The sequence below is a fragment of the Halotalea alkalilenta DSM 17697 genome (assembly GCF_000621205.1).
Lineage (GTDB): Bacteria > Pseudomonadota > Gammaproteobacteria > Pseudomonadales > Halomonadaceae > Halotalea > Halotalea alkalilenta.
The window spans coordinates 154807-170891 of the sequence record NZ_KK211230.1; the positions used below are offsets into that span (position 1 = coordinate 154807).

11 protein-coding genes are annotated in these 16085 nt (G+C 68.1%); 6 read left to right on the forward strand and 5 right to left on the reverse strand.

Features of this window, described 5'->3' with window-relative positions:
* Positions 1-5 precede the first annotated feature (5 nt).
* The 5 genes from Q376_RS0116215 to Q376_RS23090 all read right to left on the reverse strand — a co-directional run bounded on the left by Q376_RS0116215 (position 6) and on the right by Q376_RS23090 (position 8730).
* A complete protein-coding gene (locus Q376_RS0116215; protein ID WP_027351198.1) occupies positions 6-878 on the reverse strand; it encodes an isochorismatase family protein in 873 nt (290 codons plus the stop codon).
* A 64-nt stretch (positions 879-942) separates the two neighbouring features.
* Positions 943-2610 carry a (2,3-dihydroxybenzoyl)adenylate synthase gene (locus Q376_RS23085; RefSeq protein ID WP_081803608.1) on the reverse strand — a complete coding sequence of 556 codons (1668 nt, stop codon included), beginning with the start codon at positions 2608-2610 and terminating at the stop codon, positions 943-945.
* Positions 2607-3845, reverse strand: a complete 1239-nt coding sequence (locus Q376_RS0116225; RefSeq protein ID WP_052365426.1) for an isochorismate synthase — start codon at positions 3843-3845, stop codon at positions 2607-2609. The genes Q376_RS23085 and Q376_RS0116225 overlap by 4 nt, the downstream gene beginning before the upstream one ends.
* 158 nt (positions 3846-4003) lie before the next feature.
* Complete coding sequence (locus tag Q376_RS0116230) at positions 4004-4792, reverse strand: hypothetical protein (RefSeq protein WP_027351200.1); 789 nt, start codon at positions 4790-4792, stop codon at positions 4004-4006.
* On the reverse strand, positions 4777-8730 hold the full coding sequence (locus Q376_RS23090; RefSeq protein WP_043448314.1) for a non-ribosomal peptide synthetase: 3954 nt from the start codon (positions 8728-8730) through the stop codon (positions 4777-4779). Before Q376_RS23090 ends, Q376_RS0116230 begins: the two co-directional genes overlap by 16 nt.
* A 270-nt stretch (positions 8731-9000) precedes the next feature.
* Here Q376_RS23090 and Q376_RS0116240 point away from each other — a divergent pair, with 270 nt between their 5' ends.
* From Q376_RS0116240 to Q376_RS23100, 6 genes are all read left to right on the forward strand, one after another.
* Positions 9001-9492 carry a sigma-70 family RNA polymerase sigma factor gene (locus Q376_RS0116240; protein WP_027351201.1) on the forward strand — a complete coding sequence of 164 codons (492 nt, stop codon included), beginning with the start codon at positions 9001-9003 and terminating at the stop codon, positions 9490-9492.
* A complete protein-coding gene (locus Q376_RS0116245) occupies positions 9489-10451 on the forward strand; it encodes a FecR domain-containing protein (protein ID WP_027351202.1) in 963 nt (320 codons plus the stop codon). The genes Q376_RS0116240 and Q376_RS0116245 overlap by 4 nt, the downstream gene beginning before the upstream one ends.
* A 155-nt stretch (positions 10452-10606) precedes the next feature.
* Positions 10607-13063 (forward strand): TonB-dependent receptor, encoded by a 2457-nt coding sequence (locus Q376_RS23095; protein WP_052365428.1) that lies wholly within the window; start codon positions 10607-10609, stop codon positions 13061-13063.
* A gap of 68 nt (positions 13064-13131) precedes the next feature.
* Positions 13132-14259, forward strand: a complete 1128-nt coding sequence (locus Q376_RS0116255; protein ID WP_027351203.1) for a YncE family protein — start codon at positions 13132-13134, stop codon at positions 14257-14259.
* A 90-nt stretch (positions 14260-14349) separates the two neighbouring features.
* Complete coding sequence (locus Q376_RS0116260) at positions 14350-14898, forward strand: cytochrome b (protein WP_027351204.1); 549 nt, start codon at positions 14350-14352, stop codon at positions 14896-14898.
* 120 nt (positions 14899-15018) lie between these two features.
* On the forward strand, positions 15019-16065 hold the full coding sequence (locus tag Q376_RS23100) for a hypothetical protein (RefSeq protein ID WP_052365430.1): 1047 nt from the start codon (positions 15019-15021) through the stop codon (positions 16063-16065).
* Positions 16066-16085 lie beyond the last annotated feature (20 nt).

Here is a 16085-nt window from a genome sequence, read left to right on the forward strand (position 1 = left end):
ACCGCTCATTTCACGCCACCGGCGCGGAAGATCTCGCGCCATTCGTCAAGCGTCGCGTGCTCGACCAGATCGGCGAAGCCGACCTCGATGCCCTCGCGGCGCAGCCGCTCGGCGAGGCTCATCAGACGAATCGAGTCCATCCCGGCGAGCATCAGGTTCTCGTCACCGGGAATCTCCTCCAGCGGAGTCTCGAGCAGCCGCTCGATCTCCGCCTCGAAGGCGGCCAGATCGAAGCCGCGGGCGCTGTCCAGCGCGGCGATGGTGTCGGCGGTGGTCAGGCTCACGCCGCAGTTGCGCGCGACGTAGTCGGTGGCCATGCGGTGCTCCGCCGCCGAGAAGTCCGCCACCGCGTCGTAGACGAAGAACGGCTGGACATCCTGCATGAAGGCCTCGAGCGCGGTCGCCATGCAGCCGATGTGGCCATAGATGCCGGTGATGATCAGCTGGTCGCGGCCCAGCTCGCGCAGTTGGGCGCGCAGGTCGGAACGCTGGAAGGCGCTGTAGCGCCACTTGGTCAGTACCACCTCGTCCGCGGTGGGGGCGAGGCGGGCGACGATCGGGTAGAGCTCGGGATGGGCGGGCAGGCCCGGGCCCCAGAAGTCGTTGAGCAGGGCGCGGTCGCTATCGGGCTGTTCGGTCGGCTGCGCGGTGTAGAACACCGGGATTCCATTCGCGCGCGCATGGTCGAGCAGCTGGCGAGTGTGGTCGAGCAGCATCGGAATCGGTGCCTGGTCGCGGTAGTACTTGTCGAGGAAGTACTCCTGCATGTCATGGATCAGCAGCGCCGCACGGCCTGCTTCCGGCCGCCAGTCGACCCGGTTGTCGGGACGAGCCTCGGCGCCGGGCATCGGATAGGGCGTGATCGCGGGGATGGTCATGGTGATGCAACCTCTACGGCAGATAGGCGAAAGCCGCCCGGCGCGCGGTCGGGCGGCATGGGGTTCAGGCGAAGCGCTCCTTGAGCAGTTCGCGTAGCACTTTGCGGCTCACCTTGCCGACCCCGCTCTGGGGGAAGGCGTCGATGAATTCGAAGCGATCGGGCACCTTGTAGGCGGCGAGACGTTCGCGTACGAAGCGGGCGAGATCACGCTTGTTAAGCGCTTGGCCATCGCGGGCGACGACGAAGGCGCAGCTGCGCTCCCCGAGGTAGTCGTCCGGCATGCCGACCACCGCGACGTCGTGGACACCGGGATGGGCGAGCAGCACGTTCTCGACCTCGTCCATCGCGATCTTCTCGCCGCCGCGGTTGATCTGGTCCTTCTCGCGGCCCTCGACGATCAGATCGCCCTGCTCGGTGCGCACGGCGATGTCGCCGGTGCGGTAGAAGCCGTCCGCGGTGAACGAGGCCGCGTTGACCTCGGGCGCGTTGAAGTAGCCGCGAATGGTGTAGGGACCGCGGGTGATCAGGTGGCCGGCCTGGCCGGGGGGAAGGTCACGGTCCTGGTCATCGACGATGCGCACCTCGTCGAGCGGCGAGATCGGTCGTCCCTGGGTGTGGATGATCAGCTCCTCGGGATCGTCGAGGCGGGTGTAGTTGACCAGCCCCTCGGCCATCCCGAACACCTGCTGGAGCGTGCAGCCGAGCGTCGGACGCACTCGCCGCGCCGCCTCGCTGACCAGTTTGGCGCCGCCGACCTGGAGCACTTCGAGGCTCGCCAGCTGCTCGACGCCTCGGCTCGCCGCTTCCAGCCAGATCAGCGCCAGCGGTGGCACCAGTGCGGTGATGGTGACCCGCTCGCGCTCGATCAGCGGGAAGCAGACGTCCGGGCTGGGGCGCGGTGCCAGCACCACCTGGCCACCGGCGTAGAGTACGCCGAGGAAACCGGGCGAGCTCATTGGGAAGTTGTGGGCGATCGGCAGGCTGACCAGGTAGACGCTGTCGGCATCGATGCCGCAGAGCTCATTGCTGCCGCGCAGGCTGTAGATGTAGTCGTCGTGGCGCCGGGGAATCAGCTTGGAGAGCCCGGTGGTGCCGCCGGAGAGCTGGAAGAAGGCGAGCTCGCGCGAGTGCGGCGGGGCTGGAAGCTCGTCCGCCTCGGGAGCGGTGGCGAGCAGGTCGTCGAAGGCGACCAGCTCCTGCGCGTCGCCACAGATCACCAGGTGCTCGAGCGTAGGCACTGCGGCCTGGGTCTCGCGAGCGAGCGCACGATGGTCGAAGCCTTCGAAGCGGTCCACGGTGATCAGCGCGCGCGCGCCGCTGAAGCGGCAGAAGTGCTCGAGCTCATTGCGGCGGTGGGCCGGCAGCGAGAACACCGGCAGCGCACCGAGGCGGAACAGCGCGAAGCAGGCGATGATGAACTCGGCCCGATTGGGCAACTGCAGTACCACCCGGTCGCCTTTCTGGATACCCAGCCGATAGAGGCCGAGGGCGCAGCGGTCGACCCGGGCGTCCAGCTCGCGATAGCTCAACCGGGTCTCGCCGTCGACCACCGCGATCCGCGCGCCCTGGTCCGCGGCGCGTTCGCGCAGGAAGCCGCCGAAGGTCTCGCCCCGCCAATAGCCTGCGGCGACGTAGCGCTCGACGAACTCCTCGGGCCAGTCCGGGCAGAGAGCGGAGACGTCGTCGTCGGGGGTCACCTGGATCGGGTGGGCGTTGGCTGCGTGGTTCATGCATCTGTCCCTGGAGTGGAGGAGGTGGTGGACGCCTGGCCGAGCGAGTCATCGAGGCCCAGCGCCGCCAGCATGGTACCGAGCTTGGTACCGGTCTCGGCGAACTCGCTGGCGGCCGTCGAGCCCTCGACCAGCCCGGCGCCCGCATAGAGGGTGAGGTGTTCGCCACGCAGCTCGGCGCAGCGCAGCGAGAGCGCCCACTCGCCGTCGCCCGAGGCATCGCACCAGCCGACCAGGCCGCTGAACAGCTCACGTTCGAACGGTTCGAGCCGGCGGATCGTCGCGAAGGCGGCGGCGTTGGGATGGCCACATACCGCCGGTGTCGGGTGCAGCGCGCGGGCGATGGCGAGCGACGAGGGTGCCGGCTCGATCAGCTCGCCGCTGAGTTCGGTCGACAGGTGCCAGAGCTTGCCGGTGCTCAAAAGCGTCGGACCCTCAGGCACCTCGAGCTGCGAGCAGAAGGGGCGCAGCGCCGCGACCACCGCATCGATCACCAGCGCGTGTTCACGCAGGTCCTTGTCGGAGCGCAGCAGCGCCGCCGCGGCCAGGCGATCCTCCTCGGGATCGCGGCGGCGAGCCGTCGACCCCGCCAGTGGGTTGACCATCACCCGTCGGCCGATCCGCCGCACCATCAGTTCGGGGCTGGCGCCGAGGAACACCGCAGGCGACTGGCGCGCCTCCAGCGGGGTGGCGAATACATAGGCCTCGGGATTGCGATGCAGCAGCCGGCGCAGCAGCAGGGTGGGATCGAGCGCACCGTCGGTCTCGACCTCGAGGGTCCGGGCCAGCACTACCTTGTCGAGGCGCCCGGCGCGGAACTCGGCCAGTGCCGCTTCGACCCCGGCGCTATAGCCGGCGCGGTCCGGATGCGGTGTGACCCGGCGTGCCCTGGCGTCGAGGGCCGGCTCGGCCTGCTGGGCCGCCCAGTCGGTCAGTGCGCAGTGCTCGGTGCAGCGTCGAGGCAGCAGCAGCCGGCCGTGGCGATCATCGGCGAACGGCAGCGCGCCGACCACCCGCGGATTATCGATTCCCGCGCGCCGGCCAAGTTCGAGCAGCTCGGCGAGGGCTTGTTCGCCTTGGTCACCGCGTGGAGAGCGGGTGTCCAGCCAGTCGCCGGCGAGCAGGGCGCGGGTCGGCGAGCTGAACAGGAAGTCTTCCGCGCGATAGGCCGAGACCAGTGCCTCGGCGGTGGCTTCGTCGCCGGTGGGATGGGGGATGACCATCTCGTCGTTCACGGTTCGCTCCTGACCGCCATCACAGGGGCGGTATAAGGCTCAGGGTGGGCATGTTAAATCCAAACGGAGGCTGAATCATTCGCATTTGTCGACGCGGCGTCGCCGCACTACCGCGGCTTACTCCATCCATCCGCAAGGATTGGCTCTATACGCGGGACTCAAGCGGGATCCGGGCCCCGGCATCTGGTCTCGCGTCGTGCCCCGGGCACGCGCAGCACGGCGTCGCAGAGCTCGCCGAGCGGCTGGGCTTCGCCGCCCCAGGGATTGACCCGGCGTGCGGCGAGATCGCCTTCGACGTCGATCAGTTCGAGACCGCGGCAGGGGCTGTCGAAAGGCGTCAAGCGCGGCGGCAGCTCCGGCCACAGCGTACGCAGCGCGACGCCGCTATCGAGCAGTTGGCTGGCGAGGGTGGCACGCCCATCGACCGGCGAGCGGGCCAGGTGGCGCATGCCGAAGAGCAAAAGCCCCGGGCGACCGGTCGCGAGCAGACGCTTTTCGATGCAGTCGAGGAAGGCCTTGCGGCGGTGTCCGTCGCGCTCGGCGCACGGCCAGTCGCCGAGCGGCTCGGCGAGCCACACCCGCATCCGCCGCTGCGCGGGCCGGTGGCGATTGACCGCCCGCAGGCGGCGCAGCAGAGCGACGTAGACCGGATGGCGCCAGAGCGTGGCATGGGGACCATCGCTCCAGATCGGCTTCAGCGCGCCGGCGCCGAGGCGGCCGCCGGCCAGGTAGGCATCGAGCAAGGCCTGGTGGCGCTGGCAGCCGAACTCGACCACCAGGTCCTGGCAGCGCGATGCGATCGCCTCGCTGAGTATCAGCTCGCTCAGCGTACGCATCACCTTGGGGGTCAGATGGGCTTCGCCGAGGCCGACCAGCGTGGCCTGATCGAACCATCCGGCGAGGATGGCGGCGACCTCGGCGGCGCCTTCGGTCACGATGCCAGCCACTGATCGATCCGGGCGGCGATCCGCGCCAGCATCTCCGGGCGGATCATGCCGGGATGGTCGCAGTCGAGATCGATACCGACGATCTCGCCTTCGACGTAAGGTGCCCAGGCGCTGCGTTCGAGCCAATGCTGCTCGCGCGGCGCGGCGGCGGTGAAGAACAGCATCGCGCCGCGATAGCGCAGGTGGTGCGAGGCGCGCACCAAGCGGCTCGAGTTGATCACCACGTCCACCAGCCGGTCGAGGGTCGTGGTATCGAGACTCGCCATCGCGTGCTGTTCATGCTCGAGCAGCGCGACCACGGTGGCGCGATCGAAGGGCGCCCCGGCCGGGGCCTCGACCCCGGCGAGACGCAGCAGCGCGATCAGCGCCTCGCGCTCATCGGGCGGCATCATGTGACGCCACAGGTCGCTCGGGTAGGCGTCGAGCAGGGCGAGCAGCTCGACCTCCTCCCCATCCTCTTGCAGCAGCGCGGCCACGGTGTGGGCGACCATGCCGCCCAGCGACCAGCCGAGCAGCCTGTAGGGGCCTTGGGGCTGGCGGGTACGCAGCGCGGCGAGATAGTCGCGCGCCATCGCCTCGAGGCTCTCGGGCGGTGTCTCGCCCTCCCGCAGTCCTTCAGCCTGAACGCCGATCACCGCTCCGTCGCCGCCCAGTACCCGCGCGAGCCCCGCGTAGCACCAAGCCAGCCCGCCGGCCGGGTGGAAGCAGAACAGCGCAGGCGTCTGGCTGCCCGGCGCGGCGCGGCGCAGGGTGAGGAGCCGATCGAGCGCGCCCTCGCGCTGTGCCTGGTCGAGCTCGCGCGCCATCCGCGCAGGGGTCGGGGCGGTGAACACGGTGGCGATCGAGACCTCCTCGCCGGTCGCTTCGCGAATCCGCAGCGCCAGTTGCACCGCCGCCAGCGAGTGCCCGCCGTAATCGAAGAAGTCATCGTCGGCGCCGAACTCGTCGAGCGCCAAGGTGGCGGCGAACAGCGCGCAGAGCTCACGCTCGCGCGGTGATGACGGCGCGCGACGCGCAGGCGTAGCCGCCTCGGGAGGCGGCGGCAGCGCGCGCCGGTCGAGCTTGCCGTTGGGGCTCAGCGGCAGTCGCTCGATCGGCACCAGTACGCTCGGCACCATGTAGTCGGGCAGCCAGTGGTGAAGGTGATCGTCGAGTTCGGCCTGCCAGTCGCTGGCGCTGTCCGCGGCGAGCACCAGGTAGCCGATCAGCCGCTCGGCATGGAGAGTGACCGCGGCGCCCTCGACCGTCGGGTGACGCTCGAGCACCGCCTCGATTTCGTCGAGTTCGAGGCGCTGGCCGCGCAGCTTGACCTGATGGTCGATGCGGCCGTGGTACTCGAGCTCCCCGGCCTGGTTCCAGCGCGCCAGGTCGCCGCTTCTATACAGTCGCTGGCCGTCGAGCCCGGTGACGAAGCGCTCCGCGGTGAGCTCAGGGCGGCCGATGTAGCCGCGCGCCAGGTTGCGGCCACCGATATGGAGCTCGCCGATCACCCCGATCGGCAGGCGCATGCCCCGGGGGTCGAGGATCTCGATCCGGGTATTCCAGATCGGGCGGCCGATGGGCACCGAGGCCTGTTCCTCGAGCTGCTCGCAGGGCCAGTAGGTGACGTCGACCGCGGCCTCGGTGGGGCCATAAAGGTTGTGCAGTCGCGCGCTACCTGCGAAGAGACGCTGGAAGCGCTCGACCAGGCCGCGCTTGAGCGCCTCGCCGCTGGCGAACACCTGCCGCAGGCTCGGCAGCCTGCGCGGGGCATGCTCGAGCTCGTCGAGGAAGGCCGCGAGCATCGAGGGCACGAAGTGCAGCGTGGTGATCGACTCGGCGGCGATGATGTCGGCCAGGTAGTGCGGGTCACGATGGCCCCCGGGGCGCGCCATCACCAGGGTGGCGCCGTGAAGCAGCGGCCAGAACAGCTCCCACACCGACACATCGAAGCCGACCGGGGTCTTCTGTAGTACCCGGTCGCCGGCGCCCAGGCGGTACTCGTGCTGCATCCACTCAAGCCGGTTGACGATCGCACGGTGCTCGATCACCACCCCCTTGGGCTCGCCGGTCGAGCCGGAGGTGAACAGCACGTAGGCTGGATCGGTCGGCGAGCGCGCAGGGAGCCTGCGCTGGTCGAGCGCGGAAGGCGCGGTGAGACGCGCGTCCCGGGCGTCGAACCCGAGCCACTCGAGTCCCTCGGGCAGCGCCTGGGCGTGCTCTGGGTCGCAGATCACCAAAAGCGGCGCCGCGCGTTCGATCATCCGCTGCCAGCGCCCCGGCGGCTGGTCCAGCGGCAGCGGCATGTAGGCCGCGGCGCACTTGTGGATCGCCAGCAGGGCGATTTCGAGCTCCAGCGAACGCGGCAGCGCTACGCCGATCACCCGGGGCGTCTGCGGCGCGGGCGTGGGCAGCGTGTCGAGGCGGGCGAGGATCAGCGCGGCAAGGCGCCGGGCGCGGGCATCGAGGGTGCGGTAGTCGAGCCGCTCGCTCTCGAAGGCCAGCGCCTCTGCGTCGGGGGTGCGTGCCACCTGGCGTTCGAACAGCGTCGCCAGGTCGGTTTCCTCGACCGGATGGTCGGTGTCGTTCCAGCGCCCGATGCGCTCGAGCTCCTCCGCGGTGGCGATCGGCAGCTCGCCGACCGGCCGACGCGGATTGGCGGCCAGCGTCTCGCACCACTGTACCAGCCGGGTCAGGTGATCGAGGGCGTCTGGGGCCGAGTACAGCTTGGGATTGCTCTCCAGGGTCAGATGCAGCGCGTCATCGTCGTTGCCGAGATAAAGGCTCAGGGTCATGTCGTCGACCGGCCCGGGAGCGAGGTGGTGCGTCTCGGTGGCGCAGCCGTCGAACAGCCGCGGCTGGGCGAACGGCAGGATGTTGACCTGGGGGCCGGACAGCGGCGCCTCGCCGGGCAGCCGGTCGAGCTCGCGAGCGAGCCATTCATGGCGATAGCGCTGATGGCGGCGGGCGCCGCCCAGCGCCTTGCGCAGCTGGGCGAGCCAGTCGACCAGGTCGGTCTCCAGGCCAGCCTCGATCCGCAGCGGTAGTACGTTGACCACCGATACCGGCGTGCGCAGTGCGCTGGCGTCGAGCCGGCCCATCATCGGCAGGCCGAGTACCGGCGATGCGCTGGCGGTCATCCGCGCGAGATAGCTCGCGATCATCGCCAGCAGCAGTTCGGGCAGGGTGGCATCGAGCGAGTCGGCCAAGCGTGCGAGCGTGGCTCGACGCTGCGCATCGAGCGTCACGCGATGGCGCTGGGGGCGAGGGGCGGCGAGCGAGAAGCGCCCCGCCAGCGAGACGGCTTCGCCCGCCTCGGCGAGCTGGCCGTGCCAGTAGTCGCGATCCTTCAGGCAGGCCGGACTCTCGCGATAGGCGCGCTCGGCCTCGAGCCGGGCCTCGAGCCTGCCGAACCAAGCCTCGCGCGGCGCGGCTCCCGTGCCCAGCGCCTGATAATGCTCAGCGACACGCTGCTGCAGCAGTCCATAGGCATAGGCGTCGAACTGCAGGTGATGAATGCTCGAGAACCATATCCAGTGCCGCTCGCCGATGCGCAGCAGCGCCTGCTCCACCAGCGGATCGCTCGCCGGGTCCAGCGCACGCTCGAGCCGCTCCTGCATCCATTTCCAGGCGGTCTCCCGCGGGGCGGGGTGGGCGGAGAGGTCGATGCGTGCGAGCGGGATCGGCGGGTGGGCCTCGAGCTGCTGGAAGGGGCCTTCGGTGTCCACATCGAACCGCGCCCTCAGCACTTCGACCTCGGCCAGGCTCGATTCGATCGCGCAAGCGAGCCGATCGGCGTCGAGCGCACCGCGAATTTCCAGCGCCTGGCCGGTGAGGTAGGCCTGGGCCGCGGCGCCCAGCTGCTGGGCATACCAGACGCCGCTCTGGCTGCCGGTCAATGGGTATCGCTGCACCTCGATAAGGTCGGCAGCGGTGGGATGGGAAGTGTAGTGGGACACTCGCCTGCGACTCCTGGACGGCATTTGTCGGTCGAAAAGTGTGACGTAAAGCTAAGCTTAAGGTCAATCAAATGAGAATAATTTTTGTTTGTTTTTGGTGAATGCTGCTTCCGGCAGCACCAGTTTGGTGCCGCTTTGCTTGGCCGGAGTGCATCGCGTCGCGTCGCCATGACGAATCGGCTACCATGCCGTCTGATCGATTCAAATGATAATGATTCGGCTTATGCCTTCCGGCGAGCTACCTTATCGTAGTGGAGATTTCCTCAGGTCATGGTCCATGACGTGCATTCGCTCTACAGCCATCACCGTGCCTGGCTGGCCCGCTGGCTGACGGGCCGTCTCGACGACCCGGGCGCAGCTTCGGACCTGGTCCAGGATACCTTCCTGCGCTTGCTCGGCGTCGATGCCCGGCAGCTCGAGCGATTGAATGAGCCGCGCGCCTACCTGGTCACCGTCGCCCGGCATTTGTTGATCGACCACCAGCGCCGTCGTGCGCTCGAGCGCGCCTTGCTCGAAGCCCTCGCCGCCTGTCCGGCCTCCTCGGTGCCCTCCAGCGAAGAGCGGATGATCATGCTCGAAACCTTGCTCGAGATCGAACGTCTGCTCGACGGCCTGGCGCCCAAGGTGCGCAGCGCCTTCCTGATGGCGCGTCTCGAGGGACTCGACCAGGCCGAGATCGCCCGTCGCCTCGGTGTCTCCACGCGCAGTGTCAGGCGCTATCTGATCGAGGCGCTGAGCCACTGTCTGCAGGCCAGCGGATGAGCGACGCCGGGCCGCCACTGCCGCCGCGCGTCGCCCGGGAAGCGGCGCGCTGGTGGCTGAAGCTCGAGGAGCGCTCGCCGAACCCGAGCGTCCATGCCGCCTTCGAGCGCTGGCTGTCGCGAGACCCGCAGCATCTCGAGGCCTGGCAGCGGCTGACCGCGCTGGACCAGCGGCTGGGCGCGCTACCGCCCGGGATCGGCGAGAGGAGCCTGGACGCTGCGCGGCAGCAACGGCGTATGTTACTCAAGAGCGCGGCGGCGGTCGCGATCGGTTTGCCGCTGGCGGTGGAGGGAACGCGCCGGCTGCCTTGGAGCAACTGGCTCGCCGACCAGCGTACCGCGGTGGGCGAGCGGCGCGAGATCACGCTGGCCGACGGCGGGCGACTGTGGCTCAACACCGCGAGCGCCGCGGACATCGAGTATGACCGGCGCAGCCGCCGGTTGCGCTTGATCGCGGGCGAACTGGTGGTTCGCACCGCCGTCGACGTCGAGCGCCCGGCGCGACCGTTCTTCGTCGACACCCCGAGCGGGCGCGTCGAGGCGTTGGGGACTTACTTCGGGCTGCGCCTGGAGGAGACGACGGTCGATCTCCTGGTGCTGGAGGGGCGGGTACGGGTGGATACGCGAGGTGGCGCCTCTCGAACGATAGAGGCGGGCCAGTCGACGCGCTTCGACCACGAGCGGATCGCGCGACCGACGGCGGCGGATACCACCTCGATCGGCTGGACCCAGGGGCTGCTCCATGCCGAAGACTGGCGGTTGGACCGGGTCGTCGACGAACTCTCGCGCTATCGCAGCGGCTGGCTTTCATGCGACCCGGCAGTGGCGGCGCTGCGGATCTCGGCGGTGCTTCGCCTCGACGACGTCGATGCCGCCTTGGCAACGATCTCGGCCAGCCTGCCGGTGCGGGTGCGTTATCGCACCCGCTACTGGGCGACGCTCGGTCCGCTGGAGAGCTGATCGCTCGCGTCGCCGAGCGTCTCTCGATCATGGAGTGGGTGAATGAGAAAAACGGCAATGGGAAAAAATTATCTTTTCGATGTCCGCTTTTCTCCATTGGTTCGTCATCCCTGTCGTAACCGATCGACAATTACTCCTGTCAGGGAAACCACACCATGTCATTCGATTCTCGCCGTCCCTCCGCCGTTCGCTGGCGCCGTCTCGCGGCGCGGGGAGGTCTGGCGGCGGCGCTGGGTTGTACCCTCGGCGCATCGTTGCCTGTCCTCGCCCAGCAGTCGGCGGCGCAGCCGGGCGCCGTGCGCAGCTATGCGATCCCTGCAGGCCCCTTGGGTCCGGCACTGATGCGTTTCGCCAGTGAGTCCGGGATCAACCTGGTGCTCGACCCGCAGCTGGTCGCCGGACGCACCACTCCGGGCGTGCAAGGTAGCCTCTCGGTGGCGCAAGGGTTCTCTGGTCTGCTCCAGGGCAGTGGCCTGGAAAGCGTGCCGAGCGGCAATGGGGGCTACGTGCTGATCGAGCGCAGCGCGCAGAGCGGCTCTTTGGATACGCTGACGGTGATCGGTACCCGGTTCGTCGCCGGAAACGACCAGCTGGTGCCGGAATACGCTGGCGGCCAGGTCGCCAGCGGTGGCCGGCTGGGGGTGCTCGGACAGCAGCAGGCGTTCGACGTGCCGTTCAACATCACCTCCTATACCGCCAAGCGGGTGGAGGACCGCCAGGCCAAGACGCTTGGCGATGTGCTCAAGAGCGATGCCTCGGTACAGGTCGGCTCGGGCTATGGCAACTACGCCGAAAGCTTTCGTATTCGCGGCTTCACGCTTTCCGGCGATGACGTTTCGTTCGGCGGCCTCTATGGCGTGCTGCCGCGTCAGGTGGTGGTGCCCAACGCGATCGAGCGAGTCGAGGTGCTCAAGGGGGCGAGTGCGTTCCTGAATGGCGTACCGCCGGGCGGGTCCGGGGTGGGTGGCTCGATCAACCTCGAGCCCAAGCGCGCCGGCGATGAACCGCTCCTGCGCACCACGCTGGGCTACGCTACCGACGGCTACGGCGAGGCCGCGGTCGACGCTGGGCGCCGCTTCGGTGTAGACGGCCAGTTCGGCGCACGGATCAACCTGCTTCGCGGCAGCGGTGGTTCTCCGGTCAGCGGTGACGACGACGAGCGCTCGAGCTCGTTCGCGCTGGCGCTGGACTATCGCGGTGAGCGGCTGCGTAGCTCGCTCGACGTCGGCTACCAGAAGCAGGTCTACCAAGGCATGCGTCGCGGTATCTATCTCGGTAGCGAGCTGACCGAGATGCCGCAGGCGCCCTCGCCGCGCACCAACTACACCCCCTCCTGGGCCTACTCGAAGATCGAGACCAGCTACGGCATGTGGCGCGGCGAGTACGACTTCGCGCCCAACTGGACCGGCTACCTGGCGCTGGGCGGCAACGATACCGAGGAGTACGGCGTCTATAGCTCTCCGACGGTGAACAACCTTGCCGGCGATGCCACCGTCGGGCGCATGGATGTCCCCTTCGAGGCGAAAAGCTTCGCCTCACAGGCGGGCGTGCGTGGCAGCTTCGATACTGGCGCGGTTTCCCACTCGGTCAACCTCGGCTATTCCGGGGTGCTGCGCAGGAGCTACAGCGCCTACCGGATGACCTCGAACTCGGATACCAACATCTACCATCCGGTGGACGTGCCGGCTCCCACCGACTATTACGACTTCCCCGGCGGGGACATGGACGACCCCAACCTGCGCAACCGCGTACGCGCCAACGGGGTCTCCTTCTCCGACACCTTGTCGATGTTCGACGACAGGCTGCGCCTGCTCGCGGGCGTTCGCTACCAGGAACTCACCGTGCGCAATTACAGCTATGAAGGCGCGCCGGAAAACGCCTTCGACGAGTCGGCCTACACGCCGGTCTACGGCATCGTCTATCAGCCGTGGCAGACGGTCTCTTTCTACGCCAACTATGTCCAGGCCTTGCAGCAGGGGCCGACGGTGCCCTCCACCGAAGGCTACCCCAACGCAGGTCAGGTGCTGGGCACGGTGCGTTCGAAGCAGTACGAGGCCGGGGTCAAGTTCGACTATGGCCGCATCGGCGGCGGTATCAGCCTGTTCCAGATCGAACAGCCCAACGCTTCGGGCGATGGGCAGGTCTATGCGCTCAACGGCGAGCAGAAGAATCGCGGGCTCGAGCTCAGCGTCTTCGGCGAACCGCTGATCGGCTGGCGCTTGCTGGGTGGGGTGACCTTCATGGATGCCGAGCTCAGCGGCACCACCGACGGCGCCAACGATGGCAACGACGCCATCGGCGTGCCGAAGTACCAGGCCAATCTGGGCAGCGAGTGGGACCTGCCCGGCGTCGAGGGACTGACCTTGACCGGCGATGTGGTACGCACTGGTTCGCAGTACGCCGATGACGGCAACCAGTATCGCCTCGAGCCCTGGACCCGGCTGGATCTTGGCGTGCGCTACGCCACCCGGCTCGCCGGCAGCCCGGTGACCTGGCGCGCTGGAATCGAGAACGTGACCAACGATGGCTACTGGGAGAGCGTCGGCGAGAGCGGCTACGTCACCCAGGGCATGCCGAGGCTGTTCAAGCTTTCGATGTCGGTCGATCTCTGAGGCCGACGTTCACATCGGGCTGGCCGATGCCAGCCCTCGACCATTTTCTTCACTCAAGGAAACGCTAGATGACCCACTTTCGCACTTCTCGTCTTGCCCGTGCCGTCGCCCTTGGCCTGGGGCTCGGGTTCGGCCTCACCGCGCTGCCGGCGCTGGCCGACACCGTCGCCAGCGCACCGGCGGCTGCCGGCTCGACTGCGGCGCAGCAGGGCGAGGACGCGCGGGTGCTGAGGCGCGAGCTCTCCCACGGGCTCTACGAAGTGGCCTACAGCCCCAGCCGCGACTCCCTCTACGTGGCCGCGGCCCAGCGCTTCAACGATGGCCAGGGCGGGGTGCTGTTCGAGCTCGACCCGCGCACCCTCGAGGAGAAAAGACGCATCGAGCTGCCCTACAAGGCTTTCGCCCTGGCCCTCGACGATGCCCGCGGCCGGCTCTACGTCGGTGACACCATGGACGCTTCGGTGAGCGCGGTCGATCTCGACAGCGGGACGCTGGTCGGCTCGCTGCGCTTCGCCGAGAAGGCGCCGGGCGAGCAGTACTATCCGGTACACCCACGCATGCTGCGCCTCGACGCGAACGCTCAGCGGCTCTACGTCACCGCGGTAGCCGATCCGGGCAAGCTCTATGTGGTCGACACCACCGACATGAGCCTCGCCGGCACCGTCGAGGGTCTCGGCAAGTGGACCGCGGGGTTGACGCTCGACCCGAGCCGCCAGCGTGCCTACGTGAGCAACTTCGATGGACAGATCGTGGTGATCGACACCGCAACGCTCGAGGTCGATGCCCGCTACGCCGCCGGCGGCACCCAGCCGACCAACCTGGCCCTGGACGAAAGCGGCCAGCGGCTCTACATCACCGACCAGGAGAGCGGCGACGTGGTGGTGCTGAACGCCGCCGACGGTGCGCCGGTGACCCGGATCGCGAGCGGGGCGGGCGCGCTGTCGCTGACCTTCGACGGTGATCACCGTTGGTTGTTCGTCACCAACCGCGAGGCTGGCACGGTCAAGGTGTTCGATGCCGAGAGCTACACCTTGCTCGAGACCTTCGAGCTACCGCCGCATCCGAACAGCCTCGCGGTCGACGATGCCAGCGGTAGCTTGTTCGTCACCATCAAGGAGCCGCTCAGCCAACCCGAGGGTGAAGATGGTGATTGGGAGGGCGACACGCACGACTCGGTAGCCCGGATCACGCCCTGAGCTTGGACCAAGCTTGCTCCGTGGACCGCCCGCTGCCGGCCATCGTCTATCCTGCCGTCGAACGAGGCAGGAGTGGCAGGAGAGACGTCGATGACCCAATGGCGAGACAGTGAGCGGCGTTTTGGGGCGATCAGTCGCGGACTGCACTGGGCGGTGGCGCTGCTGCTGCTCTGGCAGTTCGCTGGGATGCTCTGCAAGGTGCTGATCGGTCCCAGTGCGGTCACCGGGTTCCTGGTCGGCACCCATAAGCCGCTCGGTGCGCTTTTGCTGGTGCTGATCGCGCTGCGCGCGATCTGGGCGCTCGGGCAGCTCAAGCACCGCCCACCCCAGCAGGATACCCTTTTGGGGTGGTGCGCCCGGGTGGGGCACTTCTCCCTCTATGCGCTGATGCTCTTGGTACCAGCGCTGGCTTTGCTGCGCCAGTACGGCTCCGGGCAGGCCTTCGCGCCGTTCGATATTCCACTGTTCGCTGGGGGATTCGAGCCGATCGGCTGGATGATCGCCCCGGCCAATGCGCTGCATGGCTGGCTCGGCTGGGCGCTGCTCGCGCTTGCGGCAGGGCACGTGCTGATGGTGGTGGTGCACCGCCGGCTGCTCGGCGATGACGTCCTGCCGAGGATGGCGGGACGCAGCGATTGAGCGCATCGCGGGACGGTAGATAATCCGTTCTCGAGAAAAATATTAGCATGCTATTTTTATCGCCAAGGTTTAATATTTCGATAATGAACCGTTCGAAGTCATGGCTTGGCGAGTACTTTCATGAGCATGCAATCGTTTTCCCGATCGCCGGCGGATACCGCTGCTGGCGGTCTGCTCGGCCCGGAGGCCGATCCGCTGTTTCGCGACTTGGTTTCCTCTTCGATGCGTTGGCAGGCAGGTCTGGCCCACTTGGAGCATCGCATCAGAAGCCTGTCCCAGCGCTGGGTGTTCGGGCCAATGGAGCGGCTGTTGTTGAACCACTGGCTTGATCACGGCCGCTGGGCCCCCGCGATCGAGCGCATGGGGCTGCCGCGTCGAGCGATGCAGGCCGCGCTGGGGGAGGCTGCGCTTACGCTCTATGTCGATCCGCGCAAGTTGATCCGCATCGTCAAGCACGCTCCCAGGGACCAGGAGCCCCGGCCTTCGTCCAATGTGTTCATCTGGGACGGCAATTGGGACCTGGGACGGGAGGACCTGCGCGAGGGATCCCGCTACCGTTTCATCCGCGATCTCGAGCAGCATCGCGACGAGCTGCGCGAAAGCGAGAGCTATCGGCGGCTGTACGCGGATCTCGCCCGGGGCAAACCCAGGCGGTTTCGCCAGCTCGGGATATGCCTTGACAGCGAGGAGAAGATCGAGGGCTACCTGCGGGTCTATCTGGCGTTCCTCGACGGCATGGCCGCAGAGGGTTTCGATGCCAGCCGTGGCAAGGACCGCCTGGGAGTCGCGGTATCGCGCGAGGGCAAGCTTTTGAAGATCAACCGCGGCCTGCACTGGCTAGCGATGGCGCAAAGCATCGGGCTGCCGCTGGTCCCCGTCGTGGTCCAGAACGTTCATCGGCAGTGGTGGCAGCAAGTGGTCGGCCAGCGCCATGGCGAGCAGGCGCTCGCCGCGCTGCGTTCGGCGCTCCAGTCCTGCGTACCGGAGGAGGCGCCGGGCCCGCTCGACCGAAGGCCACCGAAGGCGTTCGACGATCGCTTCTCGCCTTCGCCGCGTAGCGAAAAACTGCTGATTGCACCACCGCCGCCAGAGGAGACGGTGGGTGAGAAGTGCCCCGGTGGAAACCGGACCGGGGCCGCGCGTAGCGAGGAACATTCGATTCTCTAAGCCACCCGGTCGCCACCGGC